Source organism: Curtobacterium sp. HSID17257 (assembly GCF_003989515.1).
Classification (GTDB): Bacteria; Actinomycetota; Actinomycetes; order Actinomycetales; family Microbacteriaceae; genus Curtobacterium.
This window is the reverse complement of sequence record NZ_RBLU01000037.1, coordinates 1-15,726: the sequence shown is the minus strand read 5'-3', so window position 1 is coordinate 15,726 and position 15,726 is coordinate 1. Positions and strand designations below refer to the sequence as shown.

The window sequence follows — 15,726 nt, the reverse complement described above, 5'->3', positions numbered from 1 at the left end:
ATAGCCTACACAGCCCCGTGGCGAGGCACAAATCGAGTGCCTCGCCACGGCGTGTCAGTTGCCGTTCTCGGCCGCGGTCGCGGCCTCGATGGCGTCCTGCAGGCGCTTGTCCGCCTCGGCCGCAGCGACCAGGTCGTTGTCGGCGTAGGCCCGCTGGCGGTCCTGGAGCGCACTGCGCGCCTCGGCCAGCGCCTGCTCGAGCGCCTGGTTCCCCGAGCCGCTCGACGAGCCGCCCGAACCACCGGACGTCGAGCCGGAGTCACCGGACGAGCCGGACGATCCCGACCCCGAGCCCGACGAACCCGACCCCGAATCCGACGACCCCGACCCCGAGCCCGTCGACCCGGAGTCCGACGAACCGGTCGAGCCGGATCCGTCCGCAGCACCCTGGTCACCGGCGGCGGCACCGGAGTTGCCGTCGAACAGCTCGTTGAGTGCCTGGTCGAGCGTGTCCTCGAACGCGATCTTGTCACCGAAGGCCACGAGCACCTTCTGCAGCAGCGGGTAGGAACCACTGGACGTCGACTGGACGTAGACCGGCTGCACGTAGAGGAAGCCGCCACCCACCGGGAGCGTCAGCAGGTTGCCCTGCTTCACGGTCGAGTTGCCGCGCTTCAGGATGTTCAACTCCTGCGAGACGGTGGTGTCACCGTTGAACAGGCTCTGCACCTGTGCCGGGCCCGGGATGTTGTCGGTCTTCGGCATCGTCAGCAGCGTGAGCTTGCCGTAGTTCGATCCCTTCTCACCCTTGCCGGCGCCTCCCGCGTCGGAGTCGACCGCCAGGTACCCGGTCAGCACGTTGCGGTTGTTCGCTCCGGCCGACTGCTGCGGGATGTAGGTCGTGTAGAGCGAGTACGCGGTGTCCTGCCCCGGGACCTTCATCGTCAGGTAGTACGGGTCCTGCAGGTTGCCCTGCGACGGCGTGGTCCTGGTGCCGAGTGCGTTCGTCGTCGTCTGCGAGACGGTGTCGGAGTTCGCCTCGGAGTCGTTCGTGCCCGTCGTGGTCTCCTGCGGCGTGTTCCACGCGTCGTCACCCGAGTAGAACGAGTTCGCGTTGGTCACGTGGTACGTGCCGAGGATGGCGCGCTGCACCTTGAACAGGTCGGTCGGGTAGCGCACGTGGTCGAGCAGTTCGGCGCTCATCTGCGACACCGGCTGCGTGGTGCTGGGGAAGATCTTCTGCCACGTCTTGAGCACCGCGTCCTCGGTGTCCCACGCGTAGAGCGTCACCTTGCCCGTGTACGCGTCGACGGTCGCCTTGACCGAGTTGCGCATGTAGTTCACCTGGTCGGTGCTGAAGGCCGACGAGTCGGTGCCCGCGACGGTGTCCGACAGGCTCTGGCTCTGCGAGTACGGGTACGCGTCGCTCGTCGTGTAGCCGTCCACGATCCACTGGATGCGGTGGTCGACGATCGCCGGGTACGCGTCACTGTCGAGCTTCAGGTACGGGGCGACCTTCTGCACGCGCTGGATCGGGTCGCGGTCGTACAGGATCTGCGAGTCACGGTTCACGGCGTTCGACAGCAGGATCTGCTCGGACTGGAACTTCGCCGCGTAGACGAGCCGGTTGAAGAACCCGCCGAGGCTCGGTCCGCCGTCGCCCTGGTACGTCGTCGTGGCGTTGCCGCCGTCGCTGTCGTCCGAGCCGGCCGGGTAGTCGAGCTCGATGTTCTTCGAGCCCTCGGGTCCGCCCACGATCGAGTAGGGCGGCGAGGTCTCACCGAAGTAGACGCGCTCCTGGTAGTTGCCGAGCTTGCCGTTCGACGGGATGCCGGACTCGAGGAACACCGGCTTGCCGTCGCTGGCGCGCTGGTTGCCGTAGGCCGCGGTCACACCGAAGCCGTGCGTGTAGACGAACGTCCGGTTGTACTGGGTGTTCGCCTGCGAGCTGAGGCCGGCGAGGTCGATGTCGCGGACCGCGATCACGGTGTCCTCGGTCTGGCCGTCGATGTCGTAGCGGTCGACGTCGAGCTGGTCCGGGAACTGGTAGTACTGCCGGTACTGCTGCAGCTGGCTGAAGGTGTCCGAGACGATCTTCGGGTCGATCAGGCGGATGTTCGCCGTGGTCTGGGCGTCTTGCGCGAGCGCGCCGGAGCTGGCCTCGGTCGTCGCGTCGTAGTTCTGCTCCTCGACACCGCTCACGCCGTAGGCGTCACGGGTGGCCTTGATGTTCCGCTCGATGTACGCGGACTCGTACGTGCGCTCCGACGGCTTGACCTGGATGCGCTGGATGATCCACGGGTAGACGCCGCCGATGACGATGGCCGCGACGAGCAGCAGCCCGGTGCCGACGATCGAGATGCGCCAGCGGCCGATGACCGCGGTGACGATGAACAGGACCGCGACGATCGCCGCGATGCCCGCCATGATCTCGCGACCCGGGATGACGGCGTTGACGTCGGTGTACTGCGCGCCCGTGATGAGCGGGTTGTCCTTCGTCAGCGCGGCGTACTGGTCGAGCCACAGGCTGACGGCCTGCAGGGCCACGTAGAGCGCGGCGGTCACGGCGAGCTGGATGCGCGCCGCCTTGGAGATGCGGACCTCGCGCCCGCCGAAGCGCAGGGCGCCGTACAGGTAGGTCGCTGCGAGCGCGGCGATGCCGGCGATGAGCACGACGGCCGACGAGTACGCCACGATCGAGCGCCAGAACGGCAGCTCGAACACGTAGAACCCGATGTCGAGCCCGAACTGCGGGTCCTTCTTGCCGAAGGACGTCCGGTTGAAGTACTCGAGCACCATGCTCCAGCGGCCGGCCGTGGCCAGACCGGCGAACAGGCCGAGGACGACCGGGATGCCGATCATCACCGCGCGACGCAGCGGCTCGATGACCTGCTGGTAGCGGTCGAGCTGCGAGTTGAGCTTGGCGTACACCGGTCGGAACCGGAATGCGAGCGCGATGCTCACGTAGACCGGGACGGCCATGCCCAGGAACCCGGCCACGAACATGAGCGTGCCCGCGATCCAGCGGGTGGTGAGGACCTGCTGGAAGCCGAGCTGCGCGAACCACGCGTAGTCGGTGTACAGGCTGGCGAAGATGAAGAAGCCGATCACCAGTGCGGCCAGCACGATGATCGTGACCACGATCGGGACCCGCGGCGAACGCCGCCCTGCAGTGCCCGAGGTGGACGAGGTTGTCGTCACTTGATGTGCTCCAGACGTGTCGGACCGGCGGGCCCGGCACGGCGGGCCGTCAGTGCACCGATCCTATTGGTCCGCACCGACAGCGAAACTGTACGGGGACTCAGGAAGGTGGGCAGAGCCTCCAGGCCGGCCGGGAGGCACGGATCGCGTCGTGCCCGCACGACGCGGCACGCGCGCGGTCGGGTCAGGAGCCGCAGCGCGCGAGTCCGGCGGTGCTCTTCCCCGATGCGATCGTCTGCAGGTCGGTGACGGCCTGGTCGAGCGTGGCGACCTTGTAGACGTCGAGACCGTCCGGGACGTGACCGACGACCTCGTCGCAGTTGTCGGCCGGCGCCAGGAACACGGTCGCGCCGGCGTCCTTCGCGCCGTAGAGCTTCTGCCGGATGCCGCCGATCGGGCCGACCTCGCCGTCGGCGGTGATCGTGCCGGTACCGGCGACGTGCTCGCCGCCGTTGAGCTTGCCCGGCGTCAGCTCGTCGATGATCCCGAGCGCGAACATCATGCCGGCGGACGGACCGCCGACGTCCTGCAGCGCGATCTTCACCTCGAAGGGGAAGTCGTACCGCTCGGTGACCCCGACGCCGAGGAGCGGGGTGCCCTGCTCCTCGCGCGGGGTGACCTCGACCTGCTCGCGCTGGCCGTCGCGCAGCAGCGTGACCGTCGCCGGCGACGAGGTGCCGTGCTCCGCGACCGCCTTGCGCAGTGAGCCGGCGTCGACGTTCTCGGTCAGCTGCTTCCCGTCGAAGGCCGTGATGACGTCGCCCTCGCGGATCGTCCCGTCGGCGGCGGAGCCGTCCTGCACCGTCCCGACCCGGAGCTCGGTCGGCAGGTCGTAGCCCTGGTGGACGAGCGCCGCGGCGACGGCGGACTGCTGCGACGACCGCATGTCGGCCTCGTCCTGCTGGTTCACCTGCTCGGTGGTGGTGCCCTCCGGGTAGACGGCACTGGCGGGGATGACCGCCTCGGAGCGCGAGAACAGTGCGCGGATCACGCTCGTCCACGACGGACGGGTCGTGGCGTCGCCCTGGATCCCCACGGTGAGCATGTCGAGCGCGCCCGCCGTGGGGTAGGTCTGCGCGCCGTCGATCTGGATCAGTTCGACGTCCTTCGCGGCCCTGCCCTGGCCCTGCCGCTGGGTGCCGATCGTGTTGTAGACCGGGCCGGGCACCTCGATCAGGTACGGGCTCGGCAGGAAGCTCGCCAGGAGTCCGAGCACCACGGCACCGATGACGAACGCCCACCCGACGGTGCGAGCGCGGGACCGGCGGCGGGGCGCGGGAGCGAAGAGGGTCACGGACGTCCTTTGCGAGGTGTGGGCCGGCGGACGCGGCCCGGGTGTTCGCCCTCGGCGCAGCCGGATGGGCAGTCCCGCGGGGCCGTCCCAGGTGCGGCTCCACGAGCGGGGATTAGCGTAGTGCGCATGCCTGATCAACCGCAGCCGGGGCCGGACGACGACTTCCAGGAGATGCTGCGCAAGCTGCTCTCCGGAGAGGGGCAGATCGACCCGTCGCAGCTCGCGGGCGCGGCCGGACTGCCGAACGACCCCGCCTTCGTGGCGAACCTGATGAGCCAGCTGCAGCGCGCGGCACAGTCGGGCGGGGACGGCATCGACTTCTCGGTGGCGTCCGAACGGGCCACCGCGATCGCGCGGGACGGCGGGCACCCGGTGGACCCGGCGACCGCCCAGGCGTCGGACCAGGCCTTCCAGGTCGCTGCGCTCTGGCTCGACGAGGCCACGACCGTGCCCGAGCTCACGGCCACGCCGAGCCTGTACACGCGCGAGCAGTGGGCGAAGGCGACGACGCCGGTGTGGGCACAGATCGCCGAGCCGGTGGCGCTGAGCATCTCGAACGCCCTCACCGAGGCGATCGAGCAGCGCGCGCCGGAGCAGCTCAAGGCGATGCTCGGCGACGTCTCGAAGGCGATGCGCGGCGTCGGCGGTGCCCTGTTCGCCATCCAGCTCGGCCAGGTCGTCGGACAGCTGTCGAAGGAGGTCGTCTCCGGCGGTGACGTCGGTGTGCCGCTCCTCGACGAGCAGGTCGCGGCGCTGGTGCCGCAGAACGTCGCCGAGTTCGCCGAGGGCCTCGACGTCCCCGAGGACGAGGTCCGGATCTACCTCGCCGTCCGCGAGCTCGCGCACGCCCGGCTCTTCCGGTCGGCCCGTTGGCTCCGGCTGCACATCATCTCGTCGATCACCGACTACGCCCGCGGGATCCACATCCCGTTCGACCGGGTCGAGGAACTCGCGTCGGAGATCGACCCGACCGACCAGGAGCAGCTCCGCGACGCACTCGCGTCCGGTGCGCTCATCCCGCCGCGGACGCCCGAACAGGAGGCAGCGCTCGGTCGGCTCGAGACGATGCTCGCGCTCGTCGAGGGCTGGGTCGACACCGTCACCGCAGCGGCGACCACGCGACTGCCGAAGTCCGACGCGATCGCCGAGATGGTGCGCCGTCGCCGTGCCGCGGGAGGCCCGGCGGAGTCCGCCTTCGCCACGCTCGTCGGTCTCGAGCTGCGTCCCCGTCGACTGCGCGAGGCCGCGGCGCTCTGGCAGCGGGTCACCGAGGAGCTCGGCGCCGAGGAGCGCGACGCCCTCTGGTCGCACTTCGACGCCGTGCCGACGTCGGAGGACGTGGACGACCCGGACGCCTTCGTGCTGCGGCTCCGGAACCCGGGCCGTTCGGCCGAGGACGATGCGTTCGACAAGGCACTCGAGGACCTGCTCAACGACGCCTCGGGTGACCGCCCGCGCGAGGACGAGAGCGGTGGCATCGAGGACGAGGGCGACGGCACCGCGGACGGCGGGGCTGCGGGCGACGACTCCCCCGGTGCCGGACCCCGCTAGTTCTCCACAGATCGTGACGGCCGGCACCCACGGGGCCGGCCGTTCCGCCAGCGTGGGGGCATGGGCATCCGCATCGACCCCGCGCTCGAGTTCGTCTGGCGTGACCCGAGCACCGTCCAGCTCGGCGTCGACCCACCGCGCGCCGTCGTCCCCGTACCGACCGTCGCCGAGGAACGCTTCCTCTGCGCGCTCCGACGCGAGACCAGCCGCGACGCCCTGACCGCCCTCGCCGCCACGACCGGGTGCCGGCCCGAGGTGGCGGCCCGCGTGCTCGGGGATGCATCCCCCGCCGTCGTCGAGGTCCTGCCCGAGCCGCTCGCCCGGGTCGAGGTCCACGGGGACGGGGTCCTCGCCGACGCCGTCGCGGACATGCTCTCGGGCGAGGGCGTGACCGTCGCCCGGACGGTCGCACCCCGTGGTGGCCCGGTCGTGCTGCCGGATCCGCCGCCGGCGCTCGCGGTGGTCGTCGCCGACCACGTGGTCGACCCGGCACTCCGGTCGGCGTGGGCGCGCCGCGGGACCCCGCACCTGCCGCTCGTGGTCGGCGACGGACGGATCCGGCTCGGGCCCGTCGTCGTCCCGGGCGACGGACCCTGCCTGCAGTGCGTGGAGTACGCCCGTGTGGACGAGGACCCGGCGTGGCCGACGCTGGCGGCGCAGGTGTGGGGCCGACCGGCGGCACCGCTGTCGCCCTGGCGGCTCGCCGCGGTCGCGTCGGCGACCGTGCGGATGCTCGTGCAGCGCCTGCCCCTGCGGACACAGCAGCCGGGGACCGACCAGGTCGTGTTCGACCGGGACGACCTGGCGGTCAGCCTGCTGCCGGTGGCACCGCACCCTCGGTGTGCCTGTCGAGCGCTGCCAGGAACCGACTCGGCGCCCGGGCGCCCCCACGCGTGGAGCCCTGCCGTGACCACGTGACCGTGATCGAGCGGCGCGCACGGGTCAGCCCGACGTAGAACAGTCGGCGTTCCTCGTCGACCTCGACGTCGGTCGAGGCGTGCGAGATCGGCAGCAGCCCCTCGGCGGCGCCGACGACCACGACGTGCGGCCACTCGAGGCCCTTCGACGAGTGCAGCGTGGCGAGGGTGACGGCGTCGAGCTCGGGCTCGTGGTGGGTCGCCGCACGGTCGACCAGGTCCTTCGTGAACTCCTGCATGGTCGTGCCGGCGGGCGCTGCCTCGGCCAGGCCCATGATCGCCTGCAGCGCCTCCCACTGGTCACGGACCGCGCCGGTGCCGTCCGGCGGCGTCGGTGTCCAGCCGCTCAGCTGCAGCACGAGTCCGACCCGGCGGGTCAGCTCGTCGTCGGTCTGCCGCACGGCCTCGCCGCGCATGTGGTGCACCGCGAGCTTCACCTCGGGCCGGTCGAAGAACCGCGTGCCGCCCTGCACCCGGTACGGGATGCCGGCACGGCCGAGGGCGGACTCGAGCGCGGCGGACTGCGCTCCGACGCGGTACAGCACGGCGCAGTCGCCGAACGCCGCACCCGCCGCCACGAGCTCCCCGATGCGACGGGCGACGGTCTGGGCCTCGTCGCCGTCGTGCACGCAGGGCAGCACCTCGGGTTCCGGGCCTCGTTCCGCGGACTGCGCCACGAGGTCGAGGGCGCCCGGTTGCCCGCGCATCAGGGTGTTCGCCGCGTGCACGACCTCCGGCGTCGACCGGTAGTTCCGTTCGAGCCGCAGGACGGACCCGCGCGGGAACTCCGACCCGAAGCCGAGCAGGTAGCGGCTCGACGCGCCCGCGAACGAGTAGATCGTCTGGCTGGCGTCGCCGACCACGCACACGTCGTCACGGCCGCCGAGCCACGCCCGGAGCAGGTCGTGCTGCACGGGCGAGACGTCCTGGTACTCGTCCACGACGAAGAACCGGTACTGCTGCCGGACGTACGAGGCCACCCGCGGTTCCGACTCGACCATGCCGAGCGTCGCGAGCAGCACGTCCTCGAAGTCGAGCTGCCGGCGGTCGTCCTTGAGCTGCTCGTACGCCTTCATCAGGTCGACCACGCGCCGGGCCGGGGTGTCGCGCGGCATCACCCGGTCAGCCGCCGCGGCCTCGTACTCGTCGTAGGTGAGCATCTGCACCTTGCGCCACTCGACCTCGGCGGCCAGGTCGCGGAGCACCGGAGTGTCGACGTGGATCCCGACGGTGTCCGCCGCGTGGGCGATCACCCGTCCCTTCGACTCGACGATCCGCGGGGCGTGCCCGCCGACGGTGTCCGGCCAGAAGTAGCTGAGCTGCGCCATGGCCGCGGCGTGGAAGGTGCGCGCCTGGACCGTCCCGGCACCGAGCGCACGCAGTCGTGACCGGAGCTCCCCGGCCGCACGCGTGGTGAAGGTCAGCGCGAGGACGTGGTTCGGCGAGTACGTGCCGGTCGCCACCCCGTAGGCGATGCGGTGGGTGATGGCCCGGGTCTTGCCGGTCCCCGCACCGGCGAGCACGGCGACGGGCCCGAGCAGCGTCCGGGCGACGGTCTGCTGCTCGGCGTCGAGTGCTGCGAGCAGTTCGTCCGGCGACGGTGGGCGCACCGGTGGGGCACCGGTCGTCGCGTGCGGGTCGGTCACGGCACGTCCAGCGGCCCGCCGTACCACTCCTCGATGATCGCGCGGGCGATCGACGTGCGGCCGGGCAGCAGCAGGGTGTCACCGGCACGCTCGCGGACCTCGTCGCGCGAGAACCACCGGACGTCGAGGATCTCCACGCCGTCGGGGCGCGCGGTCGAGGGGTCGCCGTCCACGGCCCGGGCCCGGAAGCCGAGCATCAGCGAGGCGGGGAACGGCCAGGGCTGCGACCCGAGGTACTCGGGCTCCTCGACGCGGACGCCGGACTCCTCCCAGACCTCGCGGCGGACGGCGTCCTCCAGCGACTCCCCCGGCTCGACGAAGCCCGCGAGCAGCGAGTAGCGGTCGGCGTCCCACGCGGCGTTCGACCCGAGCAGGATGCGGTCGTCGGCATCGGTGACCCCGACGATGATCGCGGCGTCGGTGCGCGGGAAGAGCTCGTGGCCCTCGGGATCGCGGCGGACCCACCCGCCGCTGACGACCTCGGACCGGGAGCCGGTGCGCGGCGAGAACCCGTGCACGGCGTGCCAGTTCGCCATCGCGACGGCCTCGACGGCGAGGCCCTGGTCGCGGGCCGAGAGCTCGGTGCCGAACATGCGGAGGCTCGCCCAGGCCTCGTCGTCCGGCTCGATCGCCGCGGCGGCGGACGCGTCGAGCAGGGCTGCGACGAAGCGGGTGCCCGCAGGAGCGTCCGGAGCGTCGCTGACCGCTCGGCCGAGGTAGAGCGTCACCGCGTCCTCGGGGACCGCGTCGGCGTCGACGAACCGGAGCGCCCCGGCGGGGTCACGGAGCAGGTCGGCACCGCGGACGGGCAACCACCGCGTCTCCGGGTCGGCGCGCAGGACGCGGTCGAGGTCCGGGGTCGTCCGGAACTCCGCGTCGCGGTCGAGTTCGTTGCGGGAGAGCGGGAGTCTGGCGGCGAACTCGACGGTCACGGCTGGGTGCTCCTCGTTCGGGACGGGCTTCTCGGCAGGACCCTGTGGACGGTGCCCGGGCTTGCACAGGCCAGCGTGGCGTGCGCTCCGGCACCGGACGCGGACCTACCCTGAGGGGCATGGCGGGATCCCAGTTCACTCTAGCCGCGTTGGCGACCACGGCCGTTCCCGGTCTGGTCCTGACCGGCACGCAGACCCTCGGCTCGGCCGCCTCCGGAGACTACGAGTCGGCGGTCCTGCGCGGTGCGGACGGCACGCTCAGCGCGATCCGTCGACCGCGCAACCAGCGGGCCGAGGCCCGGCAGTCCGCCGACCTCGTCGCGATCCGCGCCCTCAGCGCCGGCATCCGTTCGCGACTGCCGTTCGCCGTCGCCGAGTACCGCGGTCAGGCGCCGATCGGCTCGACGCGGGCCATCGTGACGACCTACGTCCCCGGCACCCACCCGACGCTGCGCGACCTCGGCGAACGTCCCGAGCTCGCGACCGCCGTCGGCCGCGCGGTCGCCGCCGTGCACCAGCTCCCGACGAGCTTCGTGACCGACGCGGGCCTGCCGTCGCTCACCCCGTTCGAGGTCCTCCGCTCCGCCGTCTCCGTGATGGACCGCGCGGTCGCCACCAAGCTGGTGCCCGCCGCCCTGGTCGAGCGGTGGGAGGGCGCCGCGCGCGACCAGCAGCTCTGGCAGTTCACGCCCACCGTCGTGCACGGTGCGCTCGGCACCGGGGTCGTCCTGGTGGACGGCGACGCGGTCACCGGTGTCCTCGACTGGGGCGAGCTCCGGCTCGGCGACCCCGCGAAGGACCTCGCCTGGGTGCTGGCCGGTCGTCGTGATGCCTTCGACACCGTCCTCAGCGCGTACGAGGCGAACGGCGGCGGCCGCGACCGTCAACTCGCCCAGCGTGCCCGGGTGTACCACGAGCTCGAGACCGCGCAGTGGCTGCTGCACGGCGTGCAGGCGAAGAGCACCGAGGTGGTCGACGACGCGGTCGCGATGATGCACCGTCTCGTCGACGCGGTGCAGACGCCGAGCGCGGCGCCGCTGCAGTCGGTCTCCCCCGAGACGATGGAGATCGGCGAGGTCGAGCAGTTCCTGTCGTCGACCGAGCGTCGACACGGCTGACCTCACCGGTCTCCGGTCCGAGGCGACCACACGCCGGACGGGAGGCTCGGCGCGACCCCGCCCCGCGCCTCCCGTCCGACTCGGTGTCCGTGCCGACGTCGTCGCGTCAGCCGAGCGCGTCCTGCCAGGCGCGCTCGAGGCCCGCGCGGTCCAGCAGTGCCGTGGGCCGGACCTCGAGGTCGTCCGCGACGAAGTAGAAGACCGCGTCGACCTCGTCGACCGGTCGCCCGGTGAACTCGGCGTACGCCACGCGGTACAGCGCGAGCTGCAGCTGCCGTGCAGCCAGGTCGTCCGCTCCGGTGGGCGCCTTGCCGGTCTTCCAGTCGACCACCTCGGCACGCCCGTCGATCTCGTACACGGCATCGAGCTTGCAGACGACGCTGTGCCCGAGGAAGGGGATGTGGATCTCGCGTTCGACCTCGACCGGGGTCAGGTCCGCCCAGCGTGACCGGGCGAACGTCGCCTGGAACGCCGACAGTCGACGCGCGTCGTCGTCGGTGACCGCAGCGTCCGTCGAGGCGTCGACGGCCTCGTCGGCGTCGAGGTCGCGTTCGTCGTCCCACAGGTCGAGGGTCTCGAGCGAGCCACCGCTGCGCGCACGCTGCTCGACCCACTGGTGGAAGAGCGTGCCGAGCCTGGTCGCGCGGTACGGCCGTTCCGGCATCGGCCGACGCAGGCGCTCGGCGACCGCGTCCGGCTTCCCGACGTAGTCCTTGAACCCGGACGCCGGTACTCGGTGCGGGATCGCGACACGGTGCCGTGCCGACCGCGCAGCCTGCCGCTCGGCGAGCAGCAGGTCGATGTCCGCCGCGAAGCGTCCGGCGGCGCCCGGGTTCGCGTTCCGCACCCGGTCGGCGGCGGCGAGCACCCGGGCGCCCCGCTGCCCGAACGGCACGTGCGGCCACGTCTGGGTCGCGCCGTCCCCGCCGAGCGGGTTCTCCTCGTGCACGGTGCCCTCGGGGACGGCCTCCGCGGCGACGACCCCGGCCTCGACCAGGTCGTGGAGGTACCGGCTCGGGGCGGTCGGCTTGACCCCGCCGGCCCACGACGACCCGGACACGAGCAGGTCGTGCCGAGCCCGTGTCAGCGCCACGTAGGTCAGCCGACGCTCCTCGTCCTCGTTGCGGGCCTTCACCTGCTCCTTGTAGGCCTCGATCGCGTCGACGACGCCCTTCTGGTCCTCGTGGCCCCGCCAGTCGAGCCGAGGGAGCTCCTCGGCGTCCCCGCGGAACTCGTACGGCAGTCGGCCGAAGCCGAGCCACCCCGAGGAGCCCTCCTGCGGCCGGGCGGGCAGCGCTCCCTCGACGAGCCGCGGCACGGCGACCGCGTCCCACTCCAGCCCCTTCGACCCGTGGATCGTCAGGATCTGCACGGTGCCGGCCTCGGGCTCCTCGGACCGCGGGCCCATGTCGTCGCGGCGGGCGGCGGCGTCGATCCAGCCGAGGAACGCCCCGAGGTCGGCGCGGTCGTCGGTCGTCACGAAGCCGGCGAGCTCGTCGACGAACGCGTCGAGGAACGCGGCACTGCCCTGCTCGTGCGCGGCGACCTCGACGTCGAGGCGCATCTCCTGCACCACCAGCGTGACGAAGTCGACGAGGTCCCCGGCGGCGCGGGACCGGAGCGCTGCGAGCTGCTGCCCGAGGTCGCGCATCCGCTGACGGCCGGCAGGACTGATGCCCGCGAGGGCACCGTGGTCGTCCGGGGCACTCGCGACGAAGTCGAGGGCGTCGACGATCGACCCGTGCTCCCCGGCGGCGACCGAGGCTCGGAAGGCCGCCGTCAGCTCGTCGTCGAGGCGCTGCTGGGTGTGGTCGCGACGGAACAGCCAGCGGGCGAGCTCGTGCAGTGCGGCGATGTCCGCGGCACCGACGCGCCACCGTGCACCGGCGAGCAGTCGGATGAGGTCGTTGCCCGCCGCCGGGTCGTGCAGCACCCGGAGACACGCCACCAGGTCGACGATCTCGGGGCGTTGCAGGAGGCCGCCGGTGCCCAGCACGTGGAACGGCACCCGGTGGGCGCCGAGCGCGGCGGTGAAGGCCGCCAGGTCCTTCCGCGAGCGCAGCAGCAGGGCCATCGAGCCCTCCGGCGATGCGCTCCGGCGCTCCGCGAACCAGCGGGCGACGGCGTCCGCCTCCTCCGGCAGGGTCTCCGGGAAGACGGCGGTCACGGTGCCGCGGTCAGCGCCCGGCCGCGGCGCGAGTCGTTCCACCGCCACCTCGGACGCAGCCGAGAGCGGGTCGACGACCGCGTTCGCGCCGGCGAGCACGTCGACGGGGTTGCGCCAGCTGGTGGACAGCGCGAAGGTGACCGGTGCCTCGGCCGGACCGGGGCCTCCCGACCGGTCGCCGAAGTCGCGCGGGAAGCGCGCCAGGTTCGCCGCACTCGCGCCGCGGAAGCCGTAGATCGACTGGTGCGGGTCGCCCACCGCCATCACCGGGTGCCCCCGGAAGAGCCGGGCGAGGAACCGCGTCTGCACGACCGAGGTGTCCTGGTACTCGTCGAGGAGCACCACACGGAACCGGCTCCGCAGGTCCTCGACCACGCGTGGGGCCGACTCGGCGGCGGCGAGCGCGAGGGCGATCTGGTCGGAGAACTCGACGAAGCCGCGGTCGACCTTCTGTCGACGGAACTCTTCGACCAGGTCGACCAGCGGCTCCAGCGCCCCGATCGCCGACACCGCGTCGGTCACCGCCTTGTAGGGGTTGCCCCTGGTGTTGCCCGGCAGCTCGAGCAGGGCGCCGAAGTCGATCGCGAACCGCCGCAGGTCGCCCGGGTCGACGAGGTGCTCGGACACCGCTCCGGCCAGCGACACGACGGCGGCGGTCACGGTGTCGACGTCGCGGTCGAGGCCGGCGAGCCGGTCGTCCCGCGCGCCGACGACCACGCGCCGGGCGAGCTGCCACGCGGACGGCTCGGTCAGCACCTGCGACTCGCCGTCGCGGCCGACCAGCAGGGCGTTCTCGCGGAACACGGCGTTGGCGAAGGCGTTGTAGGTCGACACGGTCGGTGCCTCGAAGGCGTCACCGGCGGTCAGGAGCCCGACGTCCTCGAGCGCACGGATCCGGTCGTTGATGCGCACGGAGAGCTCGCCGGCGGCCTTGCGGGTGAACGTCAGGCCGAGCACCTCGGCCGGGCGCACGAACCCGTTCGCGAGCAACCACACCACACGCGAGGCCATCGTCTCGGTCTTGCCGCTGCCGGCCCCGGCGACGACGAGGGCGGGTGCGAGCGGCGACTCGATGACCGCGCGCTGCTGGTCGGTCGGACGAGGACGGCCGAGGGCGTCGGCGATCGCGTCGGCGTCGTGGGCAGCGGTGGACACGTCCGCGACGACGCGCGCCTCGGGGTCGGTGTGCGCGTCGGGCACGGTCTGCTCGTCGGGCACGGTCTGCTCGTCGGGCACGGTCTGCGGGCCCGTCTCGGTCTGGGTGTCGGTCTCGGTCGTCACCAGGTCACCTCTCCCACCACGTGGATGCGGCACTCGACGCCGGTGCGGGCACGGTCGCAGTGGTCGTCGACGTTCGCCAGGAACGTCCGTCCGGCCATCCCCCTCGCGACCCCGTGCAGTCGCGCACGGTAGGCCTCGCGGGCCTCGTCGTCGAACGCGTGCTGCGTGCGTTCCGAGAAGGCCCGTCCGGAGCGGGGGTTCTGCACGAAGACGAGTCGGGCGTCCGCCATCGGGGCACCGGCCGGGACGCCCTCGACCGCGCCGTCCTCGACCGCGAGCTGGTAGGCGCCGAGCTGCGGGTGCTCGGGCATGTCGTTCTTCTCGCTCGGCATCGACCGCCCGGTCTTCAGGTCGACGACGCTGACCCGGCCGTCCGGGTCGACCTCGATCCGGTCGATGCTGCCGCGCATGCGCGCCGGCCCGGTGACGAGCGCGAACGAGGTCTCCGCGCCGAGCAGCCGTCGTCCGGCGCTCGCGAACGTCCGCAGGTAGTCGCTGAGCCCCTCGATCATGCGGCGGGTCCGCGCCCGTTCGCGGTCCGCGACCCACGGCGACTCGAAGGTCAGTTCGTCCCACCGCCCCTCGACGTGGTCCCACAGCGACTCGACGTCGACCGCGGTGGCCTGCTCCATCGCCTCGTGGACGATCGTCCCGATGCCCATCGCCGGGCTCGGCGCGCTGCCGCCGAAGGTCTGCACGAACCAGTGCACCGGGCACTCCTCGAAGGTGCCGATGCGCGAGGGTGACACCGCCACCGTCGGGGCGACCGGCTCGCCGTCCTCGTGCTCGGGTGCCGGCGGGGCGTCCAGGTCGACCAGCGGGTCCTCGGTCGTCGGCTCGGCGGTCCCGTACCACTCGTCCGGGGACGCACCGGCGACCCCGGCCTCGGCGAGCCGCGCGAGGGCCGAAGCCGCCTCGTGGTCGCCCGTGGTCACCACACGGCGGCGCAGTGACCCGGCCATGCCCCGGAGCGACAGCGGGTGCGCGGTCGGTTGCCGGTCCGGCGGCACCGGGACGAGCCGGACGAAGGGCGACGGTGCCTCGTCGTCGTTGGCGACCGTGCCGATGACGACCTGGGTCGTGGCTCGGGAGACGGCGCGGGCGAACAACCGGAGCTCGTCCGCGATCACCGCCGCCCGGTCGTCGACGGACCGGTCGTCGATGCCGGCAGCAGCACGGACCAGCCCGTCCGGGTCGAGCAGGCTCCCGCGCACCCGGGTGTTCGGCCACACACCGTCCTGCAGCCCGAGCACGACGACCACGTCGCACTCGAGCCCGATGGTGGCCGACGGGGTGAGCACCCGCACGCGGCCCGCTGTCCGGTCGGGGCCGATGGAGTCCTCGGGCAGGTCGGCGCCGAGCAGGTCGTCGACGAACACCCGCGCGGGCGCGTCCGGCGTGCGCTCGACGAAGCGCTTCGCCGCGGTGAAGAGCCCGACGACGGCGTCGAGGTGCCGGTCGGCTTCGGCAGCGCCGACCCCGCCTGCCGCCGACTGTCCGCCCCACGTCGTCGCCAGACCGCTGCGTTCCCACAGTCCCCAGAGGATCTCCTCGATGCTCGCGTCGGCGGTGGCGTCCGCCCGTGCCTGGACGAGGCTTCGCGCGAGCCGGGTCGCGCGACGGGCGAAGCCGGCGTCGACGGTCGCGAGCCGTTCGGGCGCGCCGAGGGCGTCCACGAG

General features: G+C 72.5%; 9 protein-coding genes. 3 read left to right on the top strand and 6 right to left on the bottom strand.

The window, feature by feature from the left end; genetic code table 11:
- Positions 1-54: 54 nt before the first annotated feature.
- Together D8M35_RS08055 and D8M35_RS08050 are read right to left on the bottom strand one after the other, a co-directional pair.
- Positions 55-3,081, bottom strand: a complete 3,027-nt coding sequence (locus D8M35_RS08055; protein ID WP_174234718.1) for a UPF0182 family protein — start codon at positions 3,079-3,081, stop codon at positions 55-57.
- 244 nt (positions 3,082-3,325) lie between these two features.
- Positions 3,326-4,435 carry a PDZ domain-containing protein gene (locus tag D8M35_RS08050; RefSeq protein WP_126891387.1) on the bottom strand — a complete coding sequence of 370 codons (1,110 nt, stop codon included), beginning with the start codon at positions 4,433-4,435 and terminating at the stop codon, positions 3,326-3,328.
- Between the two features lie 126 nt (positions 4,436-4,561).
- On the opposite strand from D8M35_RS08050, the gene D8M35_RS08045 reads away from it, so the two are divergent.
- Both D8M35_RS08045 and D8M35_RS08040 read left to right on the top strand, forming a co-directional pair.
- A complete protein-coding gene (locus D8M35_RS08045) occupies positions 4,562-5,986 on the top strand; it encodes a zinc-dependent metalloprotease (protein ID WP_126891386.1) in 1,425 nt (474 codons plus the stop codon).
- Positions 5,987-6,046: 60 nt separating this feature from the next.
- Positions 6,047-6,904: a TOMM precursor leader peptide-binding protein gene (locus D8M35_RS08040; RefSeq protein ID WP_126891385.1), complete on the top strand. Its 858-nt coding sequence runs from the start codon at positions 6,047-6,049 to the stop codon at positions 6,902-6,904.
- Here the strand turns inward: D8M35_RS08040 and D8M35_RS08035 are convergent.
- Positions 6,795-8,549 (bottom strand): ATP-dependent helicase, encoded by a 1,755-nt coding sequence (locus D8M35_RS08035; protein WP_126891384.1) that lies wholly within the window; start codon positions 8,547-8,549, stop codon positions 6,795-6,797. The genes D8M35_RS08040 and D8M35_RS08035 overlap by 110 nt on opposite strands.
- Entirely contained in the window at positions 8,546-9,481 is a 936-nt protein-coding gene (gene nudC, locus D8M35_RS08030) for an NAD(+) diphosphatase (RefSeq protein WP_126891383.1), read from the bottom strand. The genes D8M35_RS08035 and nudC overlap by 4 nt, the downstream gene beginning before the upstream one ends.
- Positions 9,482-9,600: 119 nt before the next feature.
- Here nudC and D8M35_RS08025 point away from each other — a divergent pair, with 119 nt between their 5' ends.
- The gene (locus tag D8M35_RS08025; RefSeq protein ID WP_126891382.1) at positions 9,601-10,599 is read left to right on the top strand and encodes a phosphotransferase; all 999 of its coding nucleotides are present in this window, start codon (positions 9,601-9,603) and stop codon (positions 10,597-10,599) included.
- A gap of 106 nt (positions 10,600-10,705) precedes the next feature.
- Here the strand turns inward: D8M35_RS08025 and D8M35_RS08020 are convergent, their stop codons facing one another.
- Both D8M35_RS08020 and D8M35_RS08015 read right to left on the bottom strand, forming a co-directional pair.
- Positions 10,706-14,047, bottom strand: coding sequence for an ATP-dependent DNA helicase (locus D8M35_RS08020; RefSeq protein WP_238638147.1), 3,342 nt, complete (start codon positions 14,045-14,047; stop codon positions 10,706-10,708).
- The coding region (locus D8M35_RS08015; protein ID WP_174234717.1) for a UrvD/REP family ATP-dependent DNA helicase at positions 14,044-15,726 on the bottom strand (1,683 nt) is incomplete at its 5' end. The genes D8M35_RS08020 and D8M35_RS08015, both read right to left, overlap by 4 nt.